The sequence below is a fragment of the Sphingobacterium hungaricum genome (genome assembly GCF_015210005.1).
In the GTDB taxonomy this organism is placed as follows: domain Bacteria; phylum Bacteroidota; class Bacteroidia; order Sphingobacteriales; family Sphingobacteriaceae; genus Sphingobacterium; species Sphingobacterium hungaricum.
Genome location: NZ_MU158698.1, coordinates 675,980 through 698,941, shown reverse-complemented (window position 1 = coordinate 698,941; position 22,962 = coordinate 675,980). Strand labels below are relative to the sequence as shown.

At 37.5% G+C, this 22,962-nt stretch carries 18 protein-coding genes and 3 tRNA genes; 11 read left to right on the top strand and 10 right to left on the bottom strand.

Annotation, left to right across the window (positions count from 1 at the left end; translation table 11 throughout):
• Positions 1-28 precede the first annotated feature (28 nt).
• Positions 29-1,219, top strand: a complete 1,191-nt coding sequence (locus C4F49_RS06230) for a phosphoglycerate kinase (RefSeq protein ID WP_270049214.1) — start codon at positions 29-31, stop codon at positions 1,217-1,219.
• Between the two features lie 40 nt (positions 1,220-1,259).
• Here the strand turns inward: C4F49_RS06230 and C4F49_RS06225 are convergent, their stop codons facing one another.
• Positions 1,260-2,378, bottom strand: a complete 1,119-nt coding sequence (locus C4F49_RS06225; RefSeq protein WP_196935013.1) for a DEAD/DEAH box helicase — start codon at positions 2,376-2,378, stop codon at positions 1,260-1,262.
• Between the two features lie 62 nt (positions 2,379-2,440).
• Positions 2,441-5,233: a hypothetical protein gene (locus C4F49_RS06220; RefSeq protein WP_196935012.1), complete on the bottom strand. Its 2,793-nt coding sequence runs from the start codon at positions 5,231-5,233 to the stop codon at positions 2,441-2,443.
• A 652-nt stretch (positions 5,234-5,885) separates the two neighbouring features.
• Here C4F49_RS06220 and mgtE point away from each other — a divergent pair.
• The 4 genes from mgtE (at position 5,886) to C4F49_RS06200 (ending at position 8,669) form a co-directional block, all read left to right on the top strand.
• Positions 5,886-7,265 carry a magnesium transporter gene (gene mgtE / locus C4F49_RS06215; RefSeq protein ID WP_196935011.1) on the top strand — a complete coding sequence of 460 codons (1,380 nt, stop codon included), beginning with the start codon at positions 5,886-5,888 and terminating at the stop codon, positions 7,263-7,265.
• 119 nt (positions 7,266-7,384) lie between these two features.
• Positions 7,385-7,458, top strand: a tRNA-Asn gene (locus C4F49_RS06210).
• Positions 7,459-7,619: 161 nt separating this feature from the next.
• Positions 7,620-7,693 (top strand) — tRNA-Asn (locus tag C4F49_RS06205).
• A 55-nt stretch (positions 7,694-7,748) separates the two neighbouring features.
• Positions 7,749-8,669, top strand: coding sequence for a PfkB family carbohydrate kinase (locus C4F49_RS06200; protein WP_196935010.1), 921 nt, complete (start codon positions 7,749-7,751; stop codon positions 8,667-8,669).
• A gap of 9 nt (positions 8,670-8,678) precedes the next feature.
• Here the strand turns inward: C4F49_RS06200 and C4F49_RS06195 are convergent, their stop codons facing one another.
• The 3 genes from C4F49_RS06195 to murB form a co-directional block, all read right to left on the bottom strand.
• Positions 8,679-8,924 (bottom strand): cytochrome b5 domain-containing protein, encoded by a 246-nt coding sequence (locus tag C4F49_RS06195; protein ID WP_231388222.1) that lies wholly within the window; start codon positions 8,922-8,924, stop codon positions 8,679-8,681.
• Positions 8,925-8,946: 22 nt separating this feature from the next.
• Positions 8,947-9,465 carry an RNA polymerase sigma factor gene (locus C4F49_RS06190; RefSeq protein ID WP_196935009.1) on the bottom strand — a complete coding sequence of 173 codons (519 nt, stop codon included), beginning with the start codon at positions 9,463-9,465 and terminating at the stop codon, positions 8,947-8,949.
• A gap of 285 nt (positions 9,466-9,750) precedes the next feature.
• Positions 9,751-10,767 (bottom strand): UDP-N-acetylmuramate dehydrogenase, encoded by a 1,017-nt coding sequence (murB, locus tag C4F49_RS06185; protein ID WP_196935008.1) that lies wholly within the window; start codon positions 10,765-10,767, stop codon positions 9,751-9,753.
• Between the two features lie 106 nt (positions 10,768-10,873).
• Here murB and C4F49_RS06180 point away from each other — a divergent pair, with 106 nt between their 5' ends.
• Positions 10,874-11,485: a TetR/AcrR family transcriptional regulator gene (locus tag C4F49_RS06180; protein WP_196935007.1), complete on the top strand. Its 612-nt coding sequence runs from the start codon at positions 10,874-10,876 to the stop codon at positions 11,483-11,485.
• On the opposite strand, the gene C4F49_RS06175 is transcribed toward C4F49_RS06180, so the two are convergent.
• The 3 genes from C4F49_RS06175 to C4F49_RS06165 all read right to left on the bottom strand — a co-directional run bounded on the left by C4F49_RS06175 (position 11,478) and on the right by C4F49_RS06165 (position 15,119).
• Positions 11,478-12,452, bottom strand: coding sequence for a YpdA family putative bacillithiol disulfide reductase (locus C4F49_RS06175; RefSeq protein WP_196935006.1), 975 nt, complete (start codon positions 12,450-12,452; stop codon positions 11,478-11,480). The two genes, C4F49_RS06180 and C4F49_RS06175, sit on opposite strands and share 8 nt — an antisense overlap.
• Positions 12,453-12,456: 4 nt before the next feature.
• Positions 12,457-14,616, bottom strand: a complete 2,160-nt coding sequence (locus tag C4F49_RS06170) for an FUSC family protein (RefSeq protein ID WP_196935005.1) — start codon at positions 14,614-14,616, stop codon at positions 12,457-12,459.
• An 89-nt stretch (positions 14,617-14,705) separates the two neighbouring features.
• A complete protein-coding gene (locus tag C4F49_RS06165) occupies positions 14,706-15,119 on the bottom strand; it encodes an organic hydroperoxide resistance protein (protein ID WP_196935004.1) in 414 nt (137 codons plus the stop codon).
• A gap of 193 nt (positions 15,120-15,312) precedes the next feature.
• On the opposite strand from C4F49_RS06165, the gene C4F49_RS06160 reads away from it, so the two are divergent.
• The 5 genes from C4F49_RS06160 to C4F49_RS06140 all read left to right on the top strand — a co-directional run bounded on the left by C4F49_RS06160 (position 15,313) and on the right by C4F49_RS06140 (position 20,725).
• The gene (locus tag C4F49_RS06160) at positions 15,313-17,889 is read left to right on the top strand and encodes a phosphoenolpyruvate carboxylase (RefSeq protein ID WP_196935003.1); all 2,577 of its coding nucleotides are present in this window, start codon (positions 15,313-15,315) and stop codon (positions 17,887-17,889) included.
• A gap of 72 nt (positions 17,890-17,961) precedes the next feature.
• Positions 17,962-18,564 carry a hypothetical protein gene (locus tag C4F49_RS06155; protein ID WP_196935002.1) on the top strand — a complete coding sequence of 201 codons (603 nt, stop codon included), beginning with the start codon at positions 17,962-17,964 and terminating at the stop codon, positions 18,562-18,564.
• Between the two features lie 4 nt (positions 18,565-18,568).
• On the top strand, positions 18,569-19,594 hold the full coding sequence (locus C4F49_RS06150; protein WP_196935001.1) for a Gfo/Idh/MocA family oxidoreductase: 1,026 nt from the start codon (positions 18,569-18,571) through the stop codon (positions 19,592-19,594).
• Between the two features lie 116 nt (positions 19,595-19,710).
• Positions 19,711-20,586, top strand: coding sequence for a Ppx/GppA phosphatase family protein (locus C4F49_RS06145; protein WP_196935000.1), 876 nt, complete (start codon positions 19,711-19,713; stop codon positions 20,584-20,586).
• A 55-nt stretch (positions 20,587-20,641) separates the two neighbouring features.
• A tRNA-Leu gene (locus tag C4F49_RS06140) sits at positions 20,642-20,725 on the top strand.
• 9 nt (positions 20,726-20,734) lie between these two features.
• Here C4F49_RS06140 and C4F49_RS06135 read toward each other — a convergent pair.
• Together C4F49_RS06135 and C4F49_RS06130 are read right to left on the bottom strand one after the other, a co-directional pair.
• Positions 20,735-21,529, bottom strand: coding sequence for a (Fe-S)-binding protein (locus tag C4F49_RS06135; RefSeq protein WP_196934999.1), 795 nt, complete (start codon positions 21,527-21,529; stop codon positions 20,735-20,737).
• A gap of 9 nt (positions 21,530-21,538) precedes the next feature.
• Complete coding sequence (locus C4F49_RS06130; RefSeq protein WP_196934998.1) at positions 21,539-22,828, bottom strand: 4Fe-4S dicluster domain-containing protein; 1,290 nt, start codon at positions 22,826-22,828, stop codon at positions 21,539-21,541.
• Positions 22,829-22,962 lie beyond the last annotated feature (134 nt).

Below are 22,962 nucleotides of genomic sequence, written 5' to 3'. Positions count from 1 at the left end.
AAAAAGTAAATTCAAAGAAAAAATACACATGAAAACCATAGACAATTTTAATTTTTCCGATAAAAAAGCATTAGTTCGCGTAGACTTCAATGTTCCTTTGGATGATGATTTCAACATTACTGATGACAATCGTATTCAAGGAGCGAAACCTACAATTGAAAAGATTTTGAAAGATGGAGGTTCGGTTATTTTAATGTCGCATTTGGGGAGACCAAAAGATGGCCCTACAGATAAGTATTCATTGAAACATATCGTTGCACATTTATCGAAAGAATTAGGTGTAGACGTTCAGTTTGCAGATGATGCGATTGGCGAACAAGCCGTTGAAAAGGCTAAAAATTTAAAACCAGGTGAAGTTTTGTTGTTAGAAAATCTTCGTTTTTACAAAGAAGAAGAAAAAGGTGATCGTGATTTTGCAGAAAAGCTTTCCAAATTGGGAGAGATTTATGTGAATGACGCTTTTGGAACAGCGCATCGTGCGCATGCTTCCACGGCAGTTATCGCTGGCTTCTTTCCAGGAAAAAAATATTTTGGTTATTTAATGGCTGCTGAGATTGAGAATGCAGAAAAAGTTTTAAATAATCCTGAGCGTCCTTTTACAGCGATTATGGGAGGTGCTAAAGTATCCGATAAATTGAATTTGATTGAGGCGCTTTTAGACAAAGTTGATAATTTGATTATTGGTGGCGGGATGGCTTACACGTTTGTAAAAGCACGTGGCGGTCAGATCGGTGATTCGTTGGTTGAATTGGATAAATTAGATTTAGCGAATGAATTGGTCAAAAAAGCAGAAGCGAAAGGTGTAAACTTAGTGCTTCCTACAGATGCTCAGATCGCTGATAAATTTTCAAATGATGCAACTACGTACGATGGCCCGAACGATGAAATTCCTGATGGAAAGCAAGGATTGGACATCGGTGCTGAATCTGCAACTCATTTTGCTGAAATAATAAGCGCATCGAATACCATCATTTGGAATGGACCAATGGGCGTATTTGAATTCGATACATTCGCTAAAGGAACAAAAGCTGTTGCTGATGCAATTGTTACTGCGACTGAACGAGGTGCTTTCTCTTTAATCGGAGGGGGAGATTCTGCTGCTGCCATTTCAAAATTCGGAATGACTGAGCATGTAAGTTATGTAAGTACAGGCGGTGGAGCTTTGTTGGAATACATGGAAGGGAAAACGCTTCCAGGTGTCAAAGCAATCGAAGACTAAACGATAAAAACTCGTATATTAAAAGAGGAAATGACCTAAGTTATTTCCTCTTTTTTTTGCTTGATTTTTTCGGTTTTGATAAGCTTTTTTGCCAGTTCAATACAAATGGATGGGAATCTTCAATCGGGATTGTTCTCTTCAGAGCGCCTTGCAATTGAATTAATTTGGCGTTTTCGTCAGCATCGCAGAATGTAAATGCGTATCCATCATTTAAGCCTCTTGAAGTTCTCCCTATTCGATGGATATAGGTTTCTGCTGTCTCTGGAACTTCATAATTAAAAATAGCTTCCAGGCTTTGGATATCAATTCCGCGAGTGGCAATATCTGTCGCGATTAACACTCGAATTTCTTTCTTAATCAAATCGTCAAGTGCTTTTTCTCGTTCACTTTGCTTTTTCTCACCATAAAGCGATGCACTCGGGATTCCATGTTGCATTAAGAATTTCTGGATCCGATCGACAGCATGCGTTGTCCTCGTGAATACAATAACCTGACTTAGATTTTTGCTTAGAATTAAATGCTTAAGCAATTCTTTCTTGTCATCTTTGTCCACGAAAAAAATACGCTCATGCAATTTTTTTTCGTCGTTTGATAGCACTTGAATCTCTTTGGGCTTGCGTAAGATTTTATCTGCAAGCTTTTTGGTCTCTGCATTCATCGTAGCTGAAAACATCCATTTTGAACAATCTTTTGGAAGTTCTCCTATCAAAAGATAGAGTGATTGAAGAAATCCCAAATCAAGCAATTGGTCGATTTCATCAATAACCAATAACTCCACAGACAGCAAATCCAGCCAATCTTTTTCGATTAAATCTAAAAGTCGTCCAGGTGTAGCGATTATAATGTCTTGTTTTTGCGCAAGCGCTGTTTTGCTTGTCTCGTATGATTGTCCGCCATAAATTGCGAGTGAGGTTATTTCTAAGCCCTTCGATAAGCTTTCAATTCGGTTTGCCGTTTGCAAAGTAAGTTCGCGGGTTGGAGAAATAATCAGTACTTGTGTTCTATTTTCGGCTGGTACGGTTACTAATTTAGCAAGAATCGGAATTACAAAAGCTTCTGTTTTTCCTGTTCCCGTCGGTGAAATAGCCAGTAAATCGGTCTTTTCTTTCGTCGCGGATAGCACTTGACTTTGTACAGCAGTTGCATTCTTATGCTGCAATTCCTTTATGTTTTGCAGAAGCCCTTGATGTTGAATAAGTTTGTCGAAATCCACTCTTTTTATTAATAGCTATACGAAAAACTAAAGGTAGGAACTATTTTTTGCGTTGCCGATGCATCATTGATATAAGTCAAACGAGAACCAACATTAAATTCCGGAAGGGCGTACCTAAACAAATTAAAATCCAATGAAAGCCCTATTCCCATCGATTTTGGCTGAAAACTGCTGTTCTCAATGTTTTGATAATCCGTGAAAATCAATCCTTGAATACGTTTTAAATAGCTAAAAGAACCTAATGCCCAATCTGGATAAGCAATGGGCAAACGATAATTCAGCATCATGGTGTTCGTGACTTTCGGAGAAACGAAGTGTCCAAATCCGCTAACTAAAGGAATGTCATAGCTGTATTGATAATCTCCAGAAAACTCTTGGAAAGCAAAACGCACTTGGAAACTATGATTATTGACTATTCCAGGGAAATAAAAATTGGTCAAAACGGAGAACATTTCACCATTTACCTGTTCTTCAAAAGGCAGATATCGATAAATGATATTGATGTTTTGTCCCCATTTTGGAGCCAAATCCATTTTGCTTCGCAATGAATTTCTATTCAGATAAACTTGATGATAGATTGGAAAACGGATATCCATGTTAAAATCCCGAAGCGTAGAAAGGCTAAGGTTGTATCTTTTTGTGTACGAAGTTCCTGTGTTTATGCCATAGCTATAGGTATAATTTCTGCGGAATTTCGTGAAAGGTATCGAAACTTCTGCAGAGACATAATGTTCTCTCCAATCAAAATTAATGGTCGTATCAGGCCTTCCGACTACACCTGCCTGGCCAATCTGCCCTCTGTTTTCATACCTCAATGTGAATTTGGGATAATATTTTTGATACGATATTTCGGTTGAATAAATGCTTTTTTGGCGTTCCAAATCGTATTCATAACCCACTTTTAGTTGAGATGTGTTCAATAAATCATTGGCTTGCCAATATAGGCCAGGCCGATAATTGTCAAAGCTTTCAAAGTTTGTATTGCTGACCGTCAAGCTGTGAAAATTGAAAAAATCGCTCAGTGAATTGTACTTTGTAATCTCTGGACGGAAAGAACTATCAATCTGAATAGGATTTTCAATTGGCTGATCGATTTGATTATTGAAGTTTTTTAGCGCAATTATTGCATTTTCATAGGGCTTTAATGCTGTTTTAGCGACGTAATAACCATCATATTGATACGCGTTGTAGAGAATTGAATTCTCAGAAGTTAAAGTTGGATTAAAAGCGCCAAATTGGTCGTTAGTGATTGGAGAAATGGATTCAGATAGTCTGTCAAATAAAAACAACTGATCTTTTCCGTTGTAGTTAGCTTTGTAAACAATGTTGTTGTCTGCATAGACTGGACGTTCCAATTGTTGGTTTTCCCAAGGAAGGAGGAGGGTTTGCTGGTTGTTCTGAAGGTCAATTTCCATCAGGTTTGTTCCTCTCTGGTCAATCACGATAAGCACAATTTTGTCCCCTTGCTTATTAAAATTAGGCTGTAAAGCTTGCATTCCTTCGGGTAAATCGATTGAATTCACCACCGTTTCTGACGTAATATCGATGAAATCTACACTGACATAGTTGTCCAAACTGACATTAATGACCGCAACTTGCGACTCATTTGGATGCATAATGGGTGTGTAATACCGTTTATCATGCGAAATGGATTGTAGTTTCTTGGTTTTGTAATTGTAAATATTGATTATTTGATGCGTTTGTTTTGCAAAACGAGCGTTTCTTCGGTATTCGTCCCAAAGAACAAAATTCTCTTTAACCTGAAAATAGGGGTTCACCTGCTGTCCGGTATAGGTGATTCTACGAGCTTTTCCATTTTCAATCTTTACAATTTGAGAGGTTTTTTCAGGTGAAGTCATCAAAGCAAACAATTCTCCCGAAGCATTTTCTTGAGGAATTAAGTAGTTGATTGGGTATCTGCCTTTTGCAATTTCTACATAATGATTGGTTTCCTGAATCAAAGAATCGACCCAAACTGTTCGCAAAGAATCGATGGTCGAACGGAATAAAGAGTTGCTCGTATAGCCTGTATATTTTTTTAAAGCCTTGTTAAAATTGTAAGGTCTTATCAAATGATGGCGCATGTTATTCAGAATATCTGCCTTGACAGTTGGGCCTTTTGTGTTCTCGATTTGGGTATTTAGGAAGTATCCAATGGTATAAAATGAGGGTACAATATCTTTATAGGATCCCAAAATATATTTATCAAAAGTGTAGTTTTTATTCGAAATCATGTTGGTGCGAAGTGGCATATCCCAAGAGGATAATCGACCTCGTCCACCGGTAGAATACGCCGTTTCTGTGTAGACTGCATCACCCTCAAAAAACCATGCAGGAAGGTTAAGTCCAAATAATCCAAGTGCCAATAGCTCTAAAAAAGGTCTTTTTAATCTCCCTGTCAATTTGTCAAATTGAGCGACGTGACGCATCTCGTGAAGTGCGAGATTAGGAAGCCATTCAATATTGTCGGGGGTACTTGGCGGAGTCGTGTAGAACTCAGATTTACGTGGTGCCAACTGCACATAGCCATTTGGATTGACATGATTCGACTGCAAAATGATTGCGATTTTTCTTGGCTGAATGTCGAGCTCTTCGCTCGCTTTTTTTATGATTGCGTCGAGCTGATAGGATAGGGCAGTAGCTGAATTTTCAAACGTGGACGGAAAAATTAGTTTGAAATGTGGGCTATTTATTTGCTTCCATTGTATGTTCGAATGCGCTTGATCGGAGTCATAAATCTGTGAAAAACTCTGTAGTGAACTAAAAAGTAAGATTATTATAGTTAATATATTGATTTTCATAGATTAATCGTTTTGTAATCGTGTTGTATGGTGTTTTTGCTAAAAAAATTAGTTAAAAACCGGTGATTTATTTTAATAAAAAGTTTAATTTTATGATGTTAAATAACTGATTTAATATTTTTTATGGTACAATATTAAAAATGTATTTTACTCTAAATTTAGTTATTTTTTTTAAACAAAAATGCTTTTGATTGCTTTTCAGCTTAAGTCAATAAACTCTTTACTAAGATAGTATTTTTGTCAATAGATTGTGCACACTGTACGATAATTAAAATTTTAGTTCATGCTCAAATTTCAATTTTATTAAAAGGATTTTATTGATGTTAGATTATTGAGTCTTCAAGAAATACTATTAAGTCTACCTATTCAGTGGTATAAATTTTTTAAATCTGATTTTTACGATTTTTATGTTGCTGATCTATTCATCAATTTAATCAGTCATCGAATAATTTGTTCTGAAAATTAAATGTTTTTACTGCAAGTCAAAATGGCATAAACTGATATAGTCAGTACAATAGGAAGTTTAGTTTTTTGTTAAAAAGCCTATGCTTTTTTGCTCAAAAAATTAATTATATTTTTAAGTAAAAAAAAGCGATTTTTGCACCACAACAGAAAATTGTCAATGTAGGATTTATTTTTAAATAACGTTTTTATGGAAGATTTGGAAGAGCAAGTTGCGTTAGTAGAGAAATTGGCTGAGAGTGGAAATCTTGCGGACTTAGAACAATTTCTTAACGAGTTAAATATTTCCGATGTTGAGGAGTTAATCGATGAACTTCCTGAATACGGTGCATTGTTCATTCAGACATTAAGTCTCAAGCGAGCGGTTAATGTTTTTAGGATTCTAGACTTCCCAACGCAGGAACGTATATTTAAAAAATTACCCTCGAACAAAATTCGGGAAATCATTAACGAACTTCCTCCCGATGACCGTACCTCATTTCTTAGTGAGCTCAAAGGTGATGTTGTAAAACGTTTGATCATCATGCTTTCTCCTGAAGAGAGAAAAGAAGCCTTATCACTTCTCGGTTATCCAGAAGACAGTGTTGGGCGTTTGATGACTCCGGATTACATAACCGTAAAAGCGCATTGGTCCATCACTCGCATTCTTGATCACATCCGCCGTTATGGAAATGCATCGGAAACAATCGATGTGCTATACGTTATTGATGCCGAAGGAAAACTTGTTGACGATATTCGAATCAGAGATGTGCTATTAGCCGATCCCGATACCATTGTCGGAGATTTAATTGATAACCGTTTGATTTCTCTTCATGCCAACGATCCGCAGGAAGAAGCCGTCACGATTTTTAGGATGAATAACCGAGTGGCTTTGCCGGTTGTCGATGAACAAGACATTATGCTCGGGATTGTGACGATTGATGATATCCTTTGGGTGGCGAATGAAGAATATACAGAGGATATGCAACGTTTCGGGGGTACTGAGGCTTTAGATGAGCCATACTTGGACGTCTCGATCATGCATTTGGTCAAGAAGCGCGCAGGGTGGTTAGTCGTGTTGTTTTTCGGACAATTGTTGACCGCAACCGTTATCGAGCATTTTGAATACCAATTGGCGAGCGCTATCGTTCTCTTTTCGTTAATGCCATTGATTATGTCGAGCGGAGGGAATAGTGGCTCACAGGCCTCGACATTGATTATACAGGCGATGGCTTTAGGCGAGGTGACATTGGCAGATTGGTGGATGGTCATGAAACGTGAAATTCTTTCAGGATTAATCCTTGGTTTGATTTTGGGAGCTTTGGGTTTTATCCGCATTGCAACTTGGCAAGCGTTTTCAGATAATTACGGTGAATATTGGATCTTGATCGCTGCAGTAGTGAGCTTGTCTCTGGTTGGTGTAGTATTGTGGGGGTCGATAACAGGATCTATGCTTCCATTCGTTTTACGGAAATTTGGAGCCGACCCTGCGAGCTCATCAGCGCCATTCGTATCGACGCTTGTCGATGTGACCGGATTGATTATTTACTTCACATTCGCTACATTGATTTTAACGGGGGTATTGTTGTAATTTATTTTAATTGGCAATGAACGGTTTGCGAAAAATTTGAAAAAAATATTTGGACAAATGATTTAAACTTCCGATAATTGCATCACAGAAATCGGAAACACGGTTTCTACCAGCAGAATTCCTGAATAGCTCAGCTGGTTAGAGCATCTGACTGTTAATCAGAGGGTCGCTGGTTCGAGCCCAGCTTCAGGAGCAAAAGCTTTCTTATTCGTAAGGAAGCTTTTCTTTTTTACGGGAATTTTGTTCTTTACTTTAATTTGAAATAAAATTAAATCTTGTTTGTTTTAATGTTTAAAAATGGTACTTTTGTACCGCAATAAAAGAAACTCGTTTTCTTTTTGGAGACAAAAATGATCCTGAATAGCTCAGCTGGTTAGAGCATCTGACTGTTAATCAGAGGGTCGCTGGTTCGAGCCCAGCTTCAGGAGCTTCATTTAACCGGCCAAAAGCCGGTTTTTTTTTGGAACTATATTTAAATCATAGATGAGCTTAGTCATAATTGGTACTGTAGCATTCGATGCAATCGAGACACCTTTCGGTAAAAGAGATAAAATTGTTGGCGGAGCAGCGACTTTTGCTAGCCTTTCAGCTTCTTTCTTGTACGATGATATCAAAGTTGTTAGTATAATCGGAGAAGACTTTGGAGACGATAATTTGAAGATCCTAACGGACAAAGGAATCGATGTCGATGGAATCGAGATTATCAAAGGCGGGAAGTCATTTTTCTGGTCTGGAAAATATCATAATGATATGAACAGCAGAGATACATTAATCACTGAATTAAATGTATTAGAAAATTTTGATCCTAAATTGCCAGCTTCTTATCAAGATTGCGAGTATTTGCTATTGGGGAACTTAACTCCGCAAGTACAGATTGCAACTCTAGGTCAATTGCAGAACAAACCAAAATTAGTTGTCTTAGACACGATGAATTTTTGGATGGACGTAGCATTGGAGGATTTGAAAGAAGTGCTTCAACGTGTGAACGTATTAACCATCAACGATGCTGAAGCAAGACAATTGTCTGGAGAATATTCTTTAGTCAAAGCTGCTCAGAAAATTCTTACAATGGGACCTCAGTACCTAATCATCAAAAAAGGCGAACACGGCGCTTTATTATTCGGTGAAAACCAAATATTCTCGGCTCCAGCTCTTCCTTTAGCAGATGTATTTGATCCTACAGGTGCAGGCGACGCATTCGCAGGGGGATTTATTGGATACTTGGCGAAAGTAAATAGCGTGAATTTTACAAACATGAAAAATGCGGTTATTTTTGGATCTGCATTGGCTTCGTTCTGTGTTGAAGAATTTGGTTCTGAAAAGTTGCAAACTTTATCGCAGGAGATGATTCGCGAAAGAATTCAGCAGTTTATTGCCTTAACAAAATTTGAGATAAGCGAATAATCGCTTATCTCAAATCAGTTTTCCTATAATCTTAAATTTCTTAAAAACGGATTCTGTGTGGGGTGCATCCGCTAACTCTTCGGTCAAATCTTGGCCTGCCCAATGTTCATAATGCTTTCCGTTCTTCCACAACCTGCTCTCAGTAACATCATAAATCAATCCATTGTAAGCAATCCAGATCTGCTCTTTGTCTTGTCCATTACGAAGCGCTAATTTGCTTTTCGTGTATTCAGGAAGTGCTGTATTTTGATCCAAGACAATTATCGTTTTTACAAAACTACGATTCTACCTCGTATTTGTAAGCGGATAATGTTTTTTTCATTGCTTTACGAGCAACGTGAATTCTTGTTTTCACAGTACCGATTGGAATATTTAAATGTTCCGAAATTTCGTGGTACTTGTAACCTTCAAAATACATAGTGAATGGAACGTAGTAATCATCAGTTAACTTGCCCAACGCGTAATTGATGTCTTCCATAACAAATTTGTTCTCGCCTTTATTTTTAGTTGCTGAAACAACCAAATTGCTGTGTGATATTTCTTCTTCTTTTGTGATAAAAGAATTTGTCTTTACAATCCTGCGATAATTATTGATAAATGTATTTTTCATTATCGTATATAACCAACCTTTTAAGTTTGTTCCCTCGCGGAAATTATTAAAGTAAGTTACGGCTTTAAGTAAGGTGTCTTGAACAAGATCATTTGCATCATCTTGATCTCTTGTAAAGTTTTTAGCATAAGATTTTAATGAATCTGAATGCTGGATTACCATGGTATTAAATTCTAACTTATTCATACTACAATCTTTGGTTAAGTGTTTAACATTTAGCTAATGATACGTTTGTCTTATGACTAGCTTATTAATTGCTATTGTATGTTCAAAAATTTATTGAACTACGGTTATGCAAGTAATTATGCAAATGCCATGCTAAACTTGTTGGATGTAGTAAGAACGCTTCAAAAAAAAGGAGAAACCTATGAGGAAATGCAGTTAAATAATTAAAGGAACGGATAAAATATCCTTTTTAAAGCTCATTTAAAGTGTTAAAATTAAATTATTTAACTTTTCTTCATGAAAAATTTACAATATATTAACCTCTCGTTCTAGTGTTATGCCGAATTTTTGGTGCACATCGTTCACTATTTTGGACGATACGTCAAAAATCTCCTTACCAGACGCATTTCCAAGGTTTGTGATAACCAATGCCTGGTTTTTCCAGACGGCAACTTCGCCAATCGCTTTGCCTTTCCAGCCACATTGCTCAATTAACCAACCTGCAGCTAATTTTTCTTCCTTGTCATTGATGGGATAATGAACAACGTTTGGATATGCACTTTGTATGCGTTGAAATTCTTCAACGGCTATGATTGGGTTTTTAAAAAAACTTCCAGCATTTCCAATCATGCTGGGATCTGGTAACTTTTCAACTCGGATATGCGAAACTACCTCGGCTACATCTTTGATTGTAGGCTGAGCGATATTTCTCAAATCCAATTCGCTTTGAATCGCACCGTATGTAGTATTGACTGCCTTTTGAAGATAAAGTTTAAATGTGACAGAAGTTATTATGTAGCGGTCTTTATGAACGGATTTAAATATGCTATCGCGATAAGTAAATCCACAATCCTCTCGATTAAATGTTACAAACATTCCCTCTAACGTGTCGAATGCCCTGCAGGAATAAAAGATGTCCATAAGCTCAGCGCCGTACGCGCCGATGTTCTGAACAGGGGAGGCACCGACAGTTCCAGGGATAAGCGCCATGTTTTCTGTTCCTGGAAATTGATGATCTATGCAATACCATACGAAATCATTCCATATTTCGCCAGCTGCCGCTGTAATGTAAGCGTTCGAACCTTCTATGAAATGTTGTATTCCTTTTAGGTTGATTTTTAGGATTGTACCATCAAAATCTTTCGTAAATAAAACATTGCTTCCGCCTCCCAAGACAAAATATTTTTGTTTGAAGATCTCGTTTTGAAACAATTGAGTAAATTGGATTTCTTCGTCTATACGAATTAAATGTTGAGCTTGTACGTCTACGCCGAATGTATTGTAAGCTTTTAAAGAAGCGTTTTGAATCACCTTATATTCCATATTTTTTGACCAATTCCTTTAAAAATTCAAATAAAAGAACTAATTTTATGTAAACGTATTAAATATACGGCAATCCCTAATGATTAAGCTAAATAAAATTTGAAACATGGCTCAAAACGCAGATCTAAAACGATATAAAATTTTGGAAGCAGCCAAGAAAAGGTTTTCCCACTTCGGCTTATCAAAAACAACAATGGCTGAAATAGCGCAAGATTTATCCTTTTCGAAGGCATTGTTGTATTATTATTATCCAGACAAAAATAGCCTGTTCGCAGCGGTGCTTGAGCAAGCGTTGGAAGATTTTAATGTGCGCATGAACAAGCTCGTGGATCAAGGAGGTAATGTGAAGGATTTGATGCTCGATGTTTTGCGAGCTCGAATCGAATCGATACAGGAACATTATACTTTGTTTGAAGTAGGCTACAATTTTAAAAGAGAAATTCCACCCGAATTAGATTACGTCATCAAAAACTCCTACGAGATTGAAACGAAATTATTGAGCAGGGTGTTTGAATTGGGGATTAAGAATAATGAAATCAAAGTAGACGATGTAGATGAGACATCACGTTTACTGCTGTTCTCCTTATATGGAATGCGATTTGGCGTGTTGAAGGATTTGAATTGGATCGTATTTCCTAGGAAAGACGAATTTCAGCAGATTTTGGACATGCAGCAGAAAATGGTGCTGATCTTTTTGGAGGGACTAAAAATTAGATAGATTTCGCTAGAATATCATGTACGATAATCTCAGCATGGACTCGAGAGTTTTCGATAAACCACAAATGCGTGTTCAGTCCTCCGCAAACTACTCCAGCCAAATACATGCCTTCCACATTTGTTTCCATCGTTTCCAAATTATGTTCCGGAATTCGCGGGCTTTCGTCGGGGATATTGATTCCGACTTTTTTGAGAAAAGTAAAATTAGGCTGATACCCAGTCAAGGCCAACACAAAATCATTTTTTATCGTTACGACTCCTTCGGGAGTTGAAATCTTAGCTTCATTCTCCGTGATTTCCGTCAGGTAGCTGTTGTATTTTACAGCCACTTCGCCACAAGCAATTCGATTTTCAATATCTGGTCTAACCCAATATTTTACTCGATGGCTGACTTCTGGTCCTCGGATGACTAAAGTAACCTTTGCACCTTTGCGAAACGTTTCAAGCGCTGCATCAATCGACGAATTACTTGCGCCAACTACAATCACATGCTGATTTGTGTAGTAATGCGGATCTTGATAATAATGTGAAACTTTCGGAAGGTTTTCTCCAGGAATATTCAACAGCATCGGAACATCATAAAATCCCGTAGCGATAATTACATGTTTCGCTAAATAAACCGCTTTGTTTGACTGTATAGTGAAAATTGAACCTTTCTTTTCGATGGATAAAACTTCTTCAAACAAATGCGTATTCAAGTCAAATTTGCTGTCGATTCTGCGGTAATACTCTAATGCTTCAGCACGTTTTGGTTTTGGATTTGTCGTTACAAATGGCGTGTCTCCAATTTCTAACCGTTCGGAACTTGAAAAGAATGTCATGTTCACCGGATAATTGTATAAAGAGTTGACCAAGCAACCTTTCTCCAAAATAAGATGCGATAGTTTATTTTTTTGAGCCTCAATCCCACATGCGATTCCAATCGGACCAGCACCAACTATCAATACATCAACTATTTCTTCTTGCATACAATTAAGTGATTTTCAAATCTTCTTTAAACAAAATTTCAGAAGTTGTCTTCTGTAAATCTGACGAAATTTTATTTAAAAATTGTAATTGGTCTGTAATTAATTTGGATTCTTCCGAATCCGAAATGCCCAAGTCAACACAGGAATTTGCGTCAATGTTATCTATTTCCTTCGGGTTTTCCACTTCAATGGATTCGATTGTTTTTTCCATGGTTCCCAATGTTTTTTTCAACGTCTTCACGTGCTCGTTGGTGAGGTTTTCAGTTTTCGTCATGTTCAACTGAGTTAACAGGGTCGCGGAATACGAAGAAAAAATGTGGTTAAGGATAACAAAACGGTTGACCTCCTTTGTGCTCTTCTGTCTCCATTTGGGTTCTGTCAATAAACGTTGAAATGTGGAAGCCATATTCGCAGAAGTAATGTACACTTCTTTTCGAGCCAGTTTATATTGAGTTACTGGAATAACGGCATCCGAAAGCATTTTAAATGACTGTCCGAAATAATTATAATTTGCAATCAGCAACGCACGCATATTGTCCTTAATCTGAAAGCTTTCCCAATTCGGGAAGATAATGTAACTCGATAGAAAGGCAATGGCGCCACCGATAAAGGTGTCGATGATTCGTTCTTGAGCAACATCAAATGTGTTGATGCCAGTGAAGCTCAACATGATTAATACATACGGAGTCATAAAAACAACCGCGACAATATAATTCACTCGGAACAGGCTGTATGCTGTCAAGAAGAAGAATAGCATCAATCCAAACCGAAGTATTTCATCATGGATAGTCAGTAAAATAATGGCACCCACAACGCCACCAATCAAAGTTCCCAATAAGCGTTGCAAATTCCGTTCTTTCGTCAGGCCAAATCCAGGTTTTAGGATAACCAAAATGGTTAATAAAACCCAAAAGCTTCCCATTTCGCCGTATGGAAGGTAATACATCAAGACGAAAGTTCCAGATAATGCAATAGACATACGCAGGGCATGCCGAAATACCGATGAATTTAAACTTAAATTATCCTTTAATTTTTGCCAGTTGATTTTATCTTTTCGAACGAATTTCGAAGACTCATTGATTTCTTCTTTTAACACCTCTGTCGATTTTAGCTGGCTATAGTTATAGATGTTGTTAATCAGATTCAACATGTCCCTTATATTGACAATGACTTTTTTTAAGGGCATGGTATTGAGCCCATATTCTTTTTCGACCTGGGACGTAGCGATTTTCAAATCTTCAATGTCTTGAGAGAAATCATACAGCGGTTTTGGATATTTATTCGCGTTTAATTTGTAAGCAAGGTGATCCAATTCACCGGACATTTTTATCAGAATGAAGTTAAATTTACTTAAAACACCCGTATGGCCATAGGTTTCTCTAATGGAATTATAATCGTAATGCGTTGTTAAACTCTGTTCGTATAAATCAACGATATCGGCAAAAACCAACGTCAGAAACCGTCCGATGTTGGTTGTGTCTTTTATTGCGCGTTTACTTTGAAAAAGCAAATCACGGACGTTCTCTTGGTGCTCGTTAACAGCAATCTGTTTTTCAATTATTTTTAAATAATTTGCTTCGTAATCTTGGTTGATTTGATAAAAAGAAGCCTTTAGTCGAATAAAATCAGCGACATGCCGAATCGATTCGGAAAGTTCCTGCTGCGCCAGCCGGTAAGGCCTCGCCTGCGTAATAGACATGCTGATAAACATGTACCAAGATGCGCCAATGATAAAAAATAACAGGAAATATAATTCTTCTTTGAAGGTATAGATATTGTCGACATTCAGCAACATCATCAAAATACACATGGATCCAACCGTCGCAGCCCGCGCGTTGAATACAGCAAACATGGAATAGAAAAAACTCAAAATCCCGATGACGATTGCCATAAGGACGAAATTTGAATTAAAGCTAATCGTGACGATGTGCGTGAAAATACAGAAAAGCGCACAAGAAAGCATTCCGACACGGCGATGCGTTGGAGCTCCTGGCGTATCGGACAAACCAACCAAAAGCGCACCTAACGAAATGTTAGTTCCAATGGCAAATTCACCTAAAGCTGCACAGACCATAATAGGGCAAATGCAACCAATGGTAATCCTTAAACCATCTGCAAAATATTGGCTGTAGAAAAAATTGCTGATTTCCTGTGTTTGCTTCATAAAATAATGACGCAAAGATAAAGATTAAGATATTTCTTTTGCGGGAATAATTGCAAAACTGGATTGAAATATCTTAATCTTTATGAAACTTATACAGCTTTGATGCTAGTTTCTACATTCCCTCGCGTAGCTTTCGAGTAAGGGCATACTTTATGCGCTTTGTCTGCTAGCTTTTGAGCGTCATCGATAGATAATGTCGGGATGTGAATTTCTAGATCCGCCGATATAAAAAAGGAATTGTCTTCTTGATTGAAGGAAACTTTTGCCGTAACAGTTGCGTCTTTTAAATCGACATGGTCTTTTTCGCCAACGGCGCCCATGGCTCCTAGAAAGCATGAACTCCATGCTGCGGCGAAGAGCTGTTCAGGATTTGTCGATCCACCCTTTCCACCCATTTCGACCGGCTTGCTGACTTTAAAGTCAATAATGCCGTCCGATGATTTAACTTCTCCGTCTCTTCCACCAATTGCGGTTACCTCTGCGGTATAAACTTTGTTACTCATAGTTGAAAATGTTTAGTTTACGTAGTAGTAGAACACATCAAAGCTTGTATTGTTCTTTTCATTTTAGTAAATAATTTGTTAAACGAATGTGATTTTTATATCATTTAGCCGTTTTTAATTAAAGAATAGTATATTTGAGGTTGGGATTCAACATTTTTACTAAACACCACGTCCAAATCATTAATAATACAAAATGAAGTTAAGTCAAAAACAAACTACATTTCAGAACGAAGTGTTGACACGATTTGATTTGTTTAAAAGTTTATTTTTAACATTACCATTTCAAACGGTTAAACATACAGGAACATTATTGCCATTTTTTACGACACACTGTGAAAATGGCGTAAACAATCATTTACCGCCAGAGGAAATTATCGATAGTTTCTTCAATCAATACGAGCAATTTGTACAAGAAGAGGACCGAATTGATCTATTGTTTAGAATAGTGCAATATGTTGAGCGTCAGGTTGTTCTTTTTGATGCGATCGAAGATTCTTCCTTCGCTCATGTAAGCGGAACGGATGATGTTCGAGGATTGCATAGCTTGTTTCAATTGTCGAATAACAATCCACAACTGAAAAAACAAATCATCAATAAATTAAAAGATTTTTCTGTCCGCTTAGTCTTAACTGCGCATCCAACTCAGTTCTATCCTGGACCTGTTCTAGGAATTATCAATGATTTGATTGAGGCAATGAAAATCAACGATATTCCAAATATTTACCTGTTGCTTCAGCAATTGGGTAAAACGCCATTTATCAATAAAGAAAAGCCGACTCCGGTCGACGAAGCGATCAGTCTGGCTTGGTACCTTGAGAATGTCTTTTATAGCGTAGCATCAGAAATCCAATCTAAAATTGATGATGAGCTAGAAGTTCCGACGGAAGATGTGAAGCAATTGGTAGAGCTTGGTTTTTGGCCAGGCGGTGACCGCGATGGGAATCCGAACGTAAGTGCAGAAAGTACTAGGAAGGTTGCAACTTTATTGAGAACAATCTTATTTAGGTGTTATTATCGCGATTTCAGAATTGTCAAACGCAGAATTACGTTTAAAGGGGTAGAAAAATACCTTGATATTTTACAAAACTTATTTTACGAAAACAGTTTTAATCCGATTGAGCATCCAGATGATGAGACAGGAATTATTCTTGAAAATCTAAATGCGGTTAAAGATGTCTTAAATAAATACCACAATGGATTGTTTGTCGAGATTGTGGAAGACTTGATCCGGAAGGTTAATACTTTTGGATGCTATTTCACGACATTGGATATCCGTCAGGATAGCAGTGTGCTGAGAGAGACGTTCTCATACCTGATTGAAAATAATCAAAAAGAAACCAGTTTTAATTTGGATAAATTATCCAAATCAGAAGAAGAAAAGCAAGCTGAAATCAAGTTTAATGAGCTGAATTTAAACTATGCAGACGATGCAGACGCATTGATCCAAGATACGGTTGATGTAATCAAATTGTTGAAGACAATCCAGAAATCTGGAAGTGAGCGTGCTGCGCAACGTTTCATTATCAGCAATTGCCAGCAAGCTTCTGACATTTTAGAGTTGATGCAATTGTTTTTGTGGAATGGCTGGAAGAAGGACAGCTTGACGATCGATTTCGTTCCATTGTTCGAAACAGTGGACGATTTATCCCGCGCAGCGGATGTGATGCGTTCGTTGTATACAAATAAACACTACAAAGCGCACATCAAAAAAAGAGGCAACAAGCAAACCATCATGTTGGGCTTTTCTGACAGTACAAAAGACGGTGGTTATTTGATGGCGAATTGGTCGATCTACAAAGCGAAAATCGAACTTACAGCTATCGCTAGAGAATACAAAGTTGATTTGGTGTTCTTTGATGGAAGGGGAGGACCTCCTGCTCGTGGCGGTGGCAAGACACAGCGCTTTTATGCATCGATGGGCAAAGAGATTGAAAACAAACATATTCAATTGACGATTCAAGGCCAAACCATCAGTAGCCAATACGGTTCTTTGGACACTGCGCAATACAACATTGAACAATTGCTGTATGCGGGTATAATTTCCGATTTAGAACAAAAAGAAGGAGATACGCTGACGTCTTCTCAAAAATCAGTGATTGATAAGATGGCGCACGAAAGCCATGCAAAATTCTTAAGCTTGCGAAAAAACCCATTGTTCTTGAACTATTTGGAAACGTTGAGCCCGCTGAAATCGTTATCAAACATCAACATCAGTTCTCGTCCAGTTAAACGAAATTCGGATAGGGAATTGAGGCTAGAAGATTTGAGAGCGATCAGTTTTGTGACTTCATGGAGCCAGTTGAAACAGAACATTCCAGGTTTTTATGGAGTAGGTTCTGCATTGAAATGGGCAGAAGAAAATAATTTGTGGTCTTCAGTGACTAATTTGTATGAAACTTCGGGTATGTTCAACACGTTAATCGACAACTGCATGATGTCCATGACCAAATCTAATTTCAACATCACTGAGTACATGAAAAATGATGAGAAATTCGGTGAGTTCTGGAAAATGTTGTTCACGGAATATGAGACTACAAAAAAATATGTTTTGAAGTTATCAAACTCCAAAGTGTTGATGGAAAATTATCCAATCGAACGAGCTTCTATTTTGGCAAGAGAAAAAATCGTATTGCCTTTATTGATTATTCAGCATTATGCAATCCGCGCTTTGCAAAGCCGTCAGCTATCAGAAGAAACGAAAGCGAGTTACACGAAGTTAATTAGCAGAACGATTTACGGAGTGGTTAACGCTGGCCGAAACTTAGCTTAATTCAAAATTAATCAGCTTATTTTAGGATGTATAGGATAATTTTTTAATTTTGTAAGCATAAAGAAATACATAATGAAAATAAATTCAATCGTTGCTTCAGTATTATGCGCAAGTGCATTTTTTGTTTCATGCAGCAATAAAAAGGCTGAGGAAAATCAAGTGAAATACACACACACTACGCGTGTAGATGGTGATGCTTATCATTTTTTCCAAGTTGTAGGTACGAAAACTCCTTATGAAGTTCAATATGCAGCCTATGCTAATTCAGCAAACTCTTCTGCTAAAGTAAAAGAGATTTCCGCTGAAATTGAAAAAGTATACGGAGACTTATTGCCTCAATTAGATTCTTTAGCAACTAAGTTTTTTGTTGATTTTCCTATTAGAGGAGCAGAAAGTTTTGCAGCACACACTGAAACTGCCGCAACTCCAGTTAGCACGGCTTTGGATTCGACTTCTTCAGTAGCCGCACAGCCTGCTGTTAATGCACATGCTTATTCAGATGATGCGTATCTAAAACATACACAACACGAACAAGCAATTATTTTGGATCAATTCACTCGCTTGTCAAGAAACACGAATAAAGTTTTGCGTGATTTCGCTGCGGATAAATTGCATACATTAGAAGAATTGTATAAAAAATCTGGTGGAGAAATCCATGAAGGGGCTCATCACTAATTAGATGGCTGAAAGTCCTATCCAAACAGGTATATTGTCGTATGGAATGTCCGGAAGGGTATTCCATGCGCCGTTTATAGAGGTTAACGAACATTTTTTGCTTTCAGCAATTGTTGAACGCAGCAAAAATGAAGCGCAGCTCAAATATCCTCACGTTACGCGATACACATCCGTAGATGATTTGTTGGCTGATGAAAGCATTGAGCTGGTCATAGTCAACACGCCGAATGATACGCACGTTGATTTTGCTAAAAAAGCTTTATTAGCTGGTAAACACGTGCTTATCGAAAAGCCATTTGCGCCAACAGTCGAAGAAGCAAATGAATTGTTTGAATTAGGAGCAAAAGTTGGAAAGCAGGTCATGGCTTACCACAATCGACGTTTTGATTCTGATTTTATTTCGCTTAAGAAAGTTTTGGAATCTGGAGAGATTGGCGAGCCCATTGAATTGCACCTTCGCTTTGACCGCTATAAAATGGATGTAGGACCTAAAGTTTTTAAAGAAACAAAAAGGCCAGCTTCTGGAATTTTATATGATTTGGGATCTCATTTATTGGATCAAACCATTTCTCTTTTCGGCAAACCATATTCAGTGACTAAAATTAAATCGACGCATCGTCCTCAATCAAAAGTAGATGATTACGCCTGTTTGATTCTAAACTATAAAAAGGGGCTAAATGTCTTTATCACGACAAGCCTGCTTGTTGCTGATCCGCAAGCAAGTTTTGTGCTGCATGCAACGAAAGGTTCTTTTATAAAAAATAGAACCGATGTTCAAGAGCGTCAGTTATTATTGGACATTACACCTGACAACGCAATATACGGTGTTGAAGATGCGGGTAGTTCTGGACTTCTCACCATCGTACACAAACCAGGCGAAAGCGAACAACTACCGATTTCTTCTGACAAAGGAAATTACATGCAGGTTTTTGAGGAAGTCTATGAGACGATTCGAAACCGAAAACCCTATTATGTTCAACCTGAGCAGATTATCACGCAGTTAGAAATCCTTTCTGACCCTAAGAAATAAGATTAATAATAAGTTAACATTAATTTAATGTTAACTTATATTTATTTGTTTCAATTACTTCTATCTTTACGCAGAATAAATTTTTACAATAATTTTTTAGCTAAATTAGAAATCTTGTGAGGTATGCTGCTATAGATATCGGTTCGAATGCTGTGCGTTTATTGATTGCTGATATTGTCGAACAAAAAAATGAAGTTACATTTAAAAAAAATACACTCTTACGTGTTCCTTTACGCTTAGGAGACGATGCTTTTATTCAGCATCGGATATCAAAACCTAAGTTTGATAACATGGTCAAAACCATGCGTGCTTTCAGAGATCTAATGGACGTTTACAAAGTGACCGAATACATGGCTTGCGCAACTTCTGCGATGAGAGAAGCCGATAACGGAGCTGATGTTGTCAAAGCATGCAGTGAAGTGGGGATTGATATTCAGATTATTGACGGTTCTTTAGAAGCACAAATTATTTATAATAGCCATCTGAATACGAAGATGGATAAAAATAAAACCTATCTGTACATTGATGTAGGTGGAGGAAGTACTGAAATTTCTTTATTTGCAAACGGTGAATTGGTTGATTCTAGGTCTTTCAATCTGGGAACAATCCGTATTTTAGATAATCAGGATGAGCCAGAGACTTGGGACGACATGAAAAAGTGGGTGAAAGATATTACTAAGAATCACAAGAACATTTACGGGATCGGTACTGGAGGTAACATCAATAAATTATCTCGGATCGCGAATGACAAAGTGGACAAACCGATTTCCTATGCCAAATTAAAAGCTATTTTTGAACACCTTTCTTCGTATTCGATGAAAGACCGTGTGCAAGTTTTGGGTTTGAAGCCAGATAGAGCCGACGTAATTATTCCTGCTTCAGAGATATTCTTGACTATTATGCGCGTAGGAAGCCTGAAAAATATCGTCGCTCCACGTGTTGGTTTAGTGGATGGTGTCATTCAGACTTTAATCGATCAAAATCACGATTAATTCAAGAAATTTTATTTTAAGCTTCGAAAAAATACTGTATTTTTAACGGCAAGATGCCCAGGTGGCGAAATTGGTAGACGCACCATCTTGAGGGGGTGGCGCCTGAATGGGCGTGGCAGTTCGAATCTGCTCCTGGGTACTTAAAACGCTAAATTTTATTTGCTTTAACCGTGATTTCTGCAATATCTAAAACCTTAATTTCCGATTCTTTTTCCTTTACTTTCACGCCATCGCTTATCATCGTCATACAGAACGGACAAGCCGCTGCGACTATCGTCGCTTTTGAATCGATGATTTCTTCAACACGCTCAATATTTACATCTTTATTTCCAGGCTCAGGTTCTTTGAACATCTGAGCGCCACCCGCGCCACAGCATAGTCCATTCGATTTACATCGTTTCAGCTCAACTAAATCTGCATCTAAAGTTTCCAAAACTTTTCTCGGAGCTTCGTAAACTTCATTACCTCGGCCTAAATAACATGGGTCGTGGTAGGTTATTTTCTTTCCTTTAAACTCATTTCCATCGGCTGGTTTCAGTTTTCCTTCGTCAATAAGCGATTGAATCAATTGCGTATGGTGAATAACTTCATAGTGGCCTCCAAGAGAAGGATACTCATTTTTTAACGTATTAAAACAATGAGGACAGGCGGTGACGATTTTTTTGATTTCATAGCCATCCAATACTTGGATATTCATCATGGCTTGCATTTGGAACAAAAATTCATTCCCTGCCCGTTTTGCTGGGTCGCCGGTGCATGATTCTTCAGTACCCAAAATAGCATACTTTATTCCAACATGATTAAGTATTTTGCAGATATCTTTGGTGATGCGCTGCGCGCGCTCATCAAAACTGCCTGCACATCCCACCCAAAATAATAAGTCAGGAACTTCTCCTTTGCCTACTAATTCGGCTACGGTTGGTATATGTAAATTGTCTTCCATATCTTTTTCTTAATTCGTCCAATTGGCTCTATCTGCTTGCGAATATTTCCAAGGGGCGCCATTGTTTTCTAAATTACTTAACATGCCGTTGATGCTCGACGGAGCCTGTGATTCTTCCATTACTGCATATTGGCGTAAGCCAATAATTATTTCCAATGGATTGATGTTGACAGGACATTGTTCTACACAAGCATTACAGCTCGTACAAGCCCATATTTCTTCTCTGCTGATGTATGAGTCAATTAATGATTTTTCTTCGCTTACATTTTCTTGAGGATTGTCTATGTTCTTTCCAACTTCGACCATGCGGTCTCTGGTATCCATCATGATTTTTCTCGGCGACAATAATTTGCCAGTCATGTTTGCTGGACAAGCTGCGGTGCATCGTCCGCATTCTGTGCAAGTGTATGCATCCAGTAAATTTTTCCAAGTCAAATCCTGAATATCTTTCACGCCAAATCTCGAAACTTCTCCAGAAGGAGGTGGGATGGAAGGATCCAACATGGATTTCACCTCAGCTGTTACCGCTGGCATGTTTTCAAATTTTCCTTTTGGATTTAAATTTGAAAAATAGGTGTTCGGAAAAGCCAAAATAATATGCAAATGTTTAGACAATGGCAAATAATTCAAAAATGCCAAAACGCCTAAAATATGTACCCACCAAGCTGTTCTTTCAATGGCAACCAAAGAAGATATGGAATCCGGAAGATAAGGGATTAAGTAGGAGCTAATCGGAAATGAGCCTGCTTGTACATAATGTTCGGCATGCAGCGATTGAAGTTTTGCGTCAGCTGCATTCATTACCAAAAATGCTGTCATTAAGATAATTTCCGTAAACAGGATAAGATTAGCATCTGTACGAGGCCAATTGTCCAAATCATGGCTTCTAAACCGTTTGATGTAAAGAATATTTCTACGTATTAAAAAGATAACACAGGCAACTAAAACTGAAAATGCTAGGATTTCGAAACTATAAATCAAAAAATCGTAGAAGGAGCCCATAAAAGACAAAAATCGATGCGTTCCAAAAATACCATCGATGATAATCTCTAACATTTCAATGTTGATGATACAAAAACCAACATAAACGAATAGATGCAAAATGGCAGGAATTGGTTTTTTGAACATTTTCTTTTGTCCAAAAGCAACCAACAACATCATTTTTAAACGTTCTTTCTTATTTCCAGAACGGTCTGTTTGCGTTCCTAATTTTATATTTCTATAAATCGTCTTCGCGTTTTTATAGAAAAATGCGATAGAGAAAATAAAAACGAGTGTAAATACTATTTGGCTTATCATAACATTAACATTCCGGTTCTAACAAATATAAATATTCTATCAATACTATGCATGCATAATACTTTATTTGGAAAGATTAAAAATTAAATTTAAGAAAATATTGGTTTTGCAGTAGGAGAGAAGGGATTCTTTTT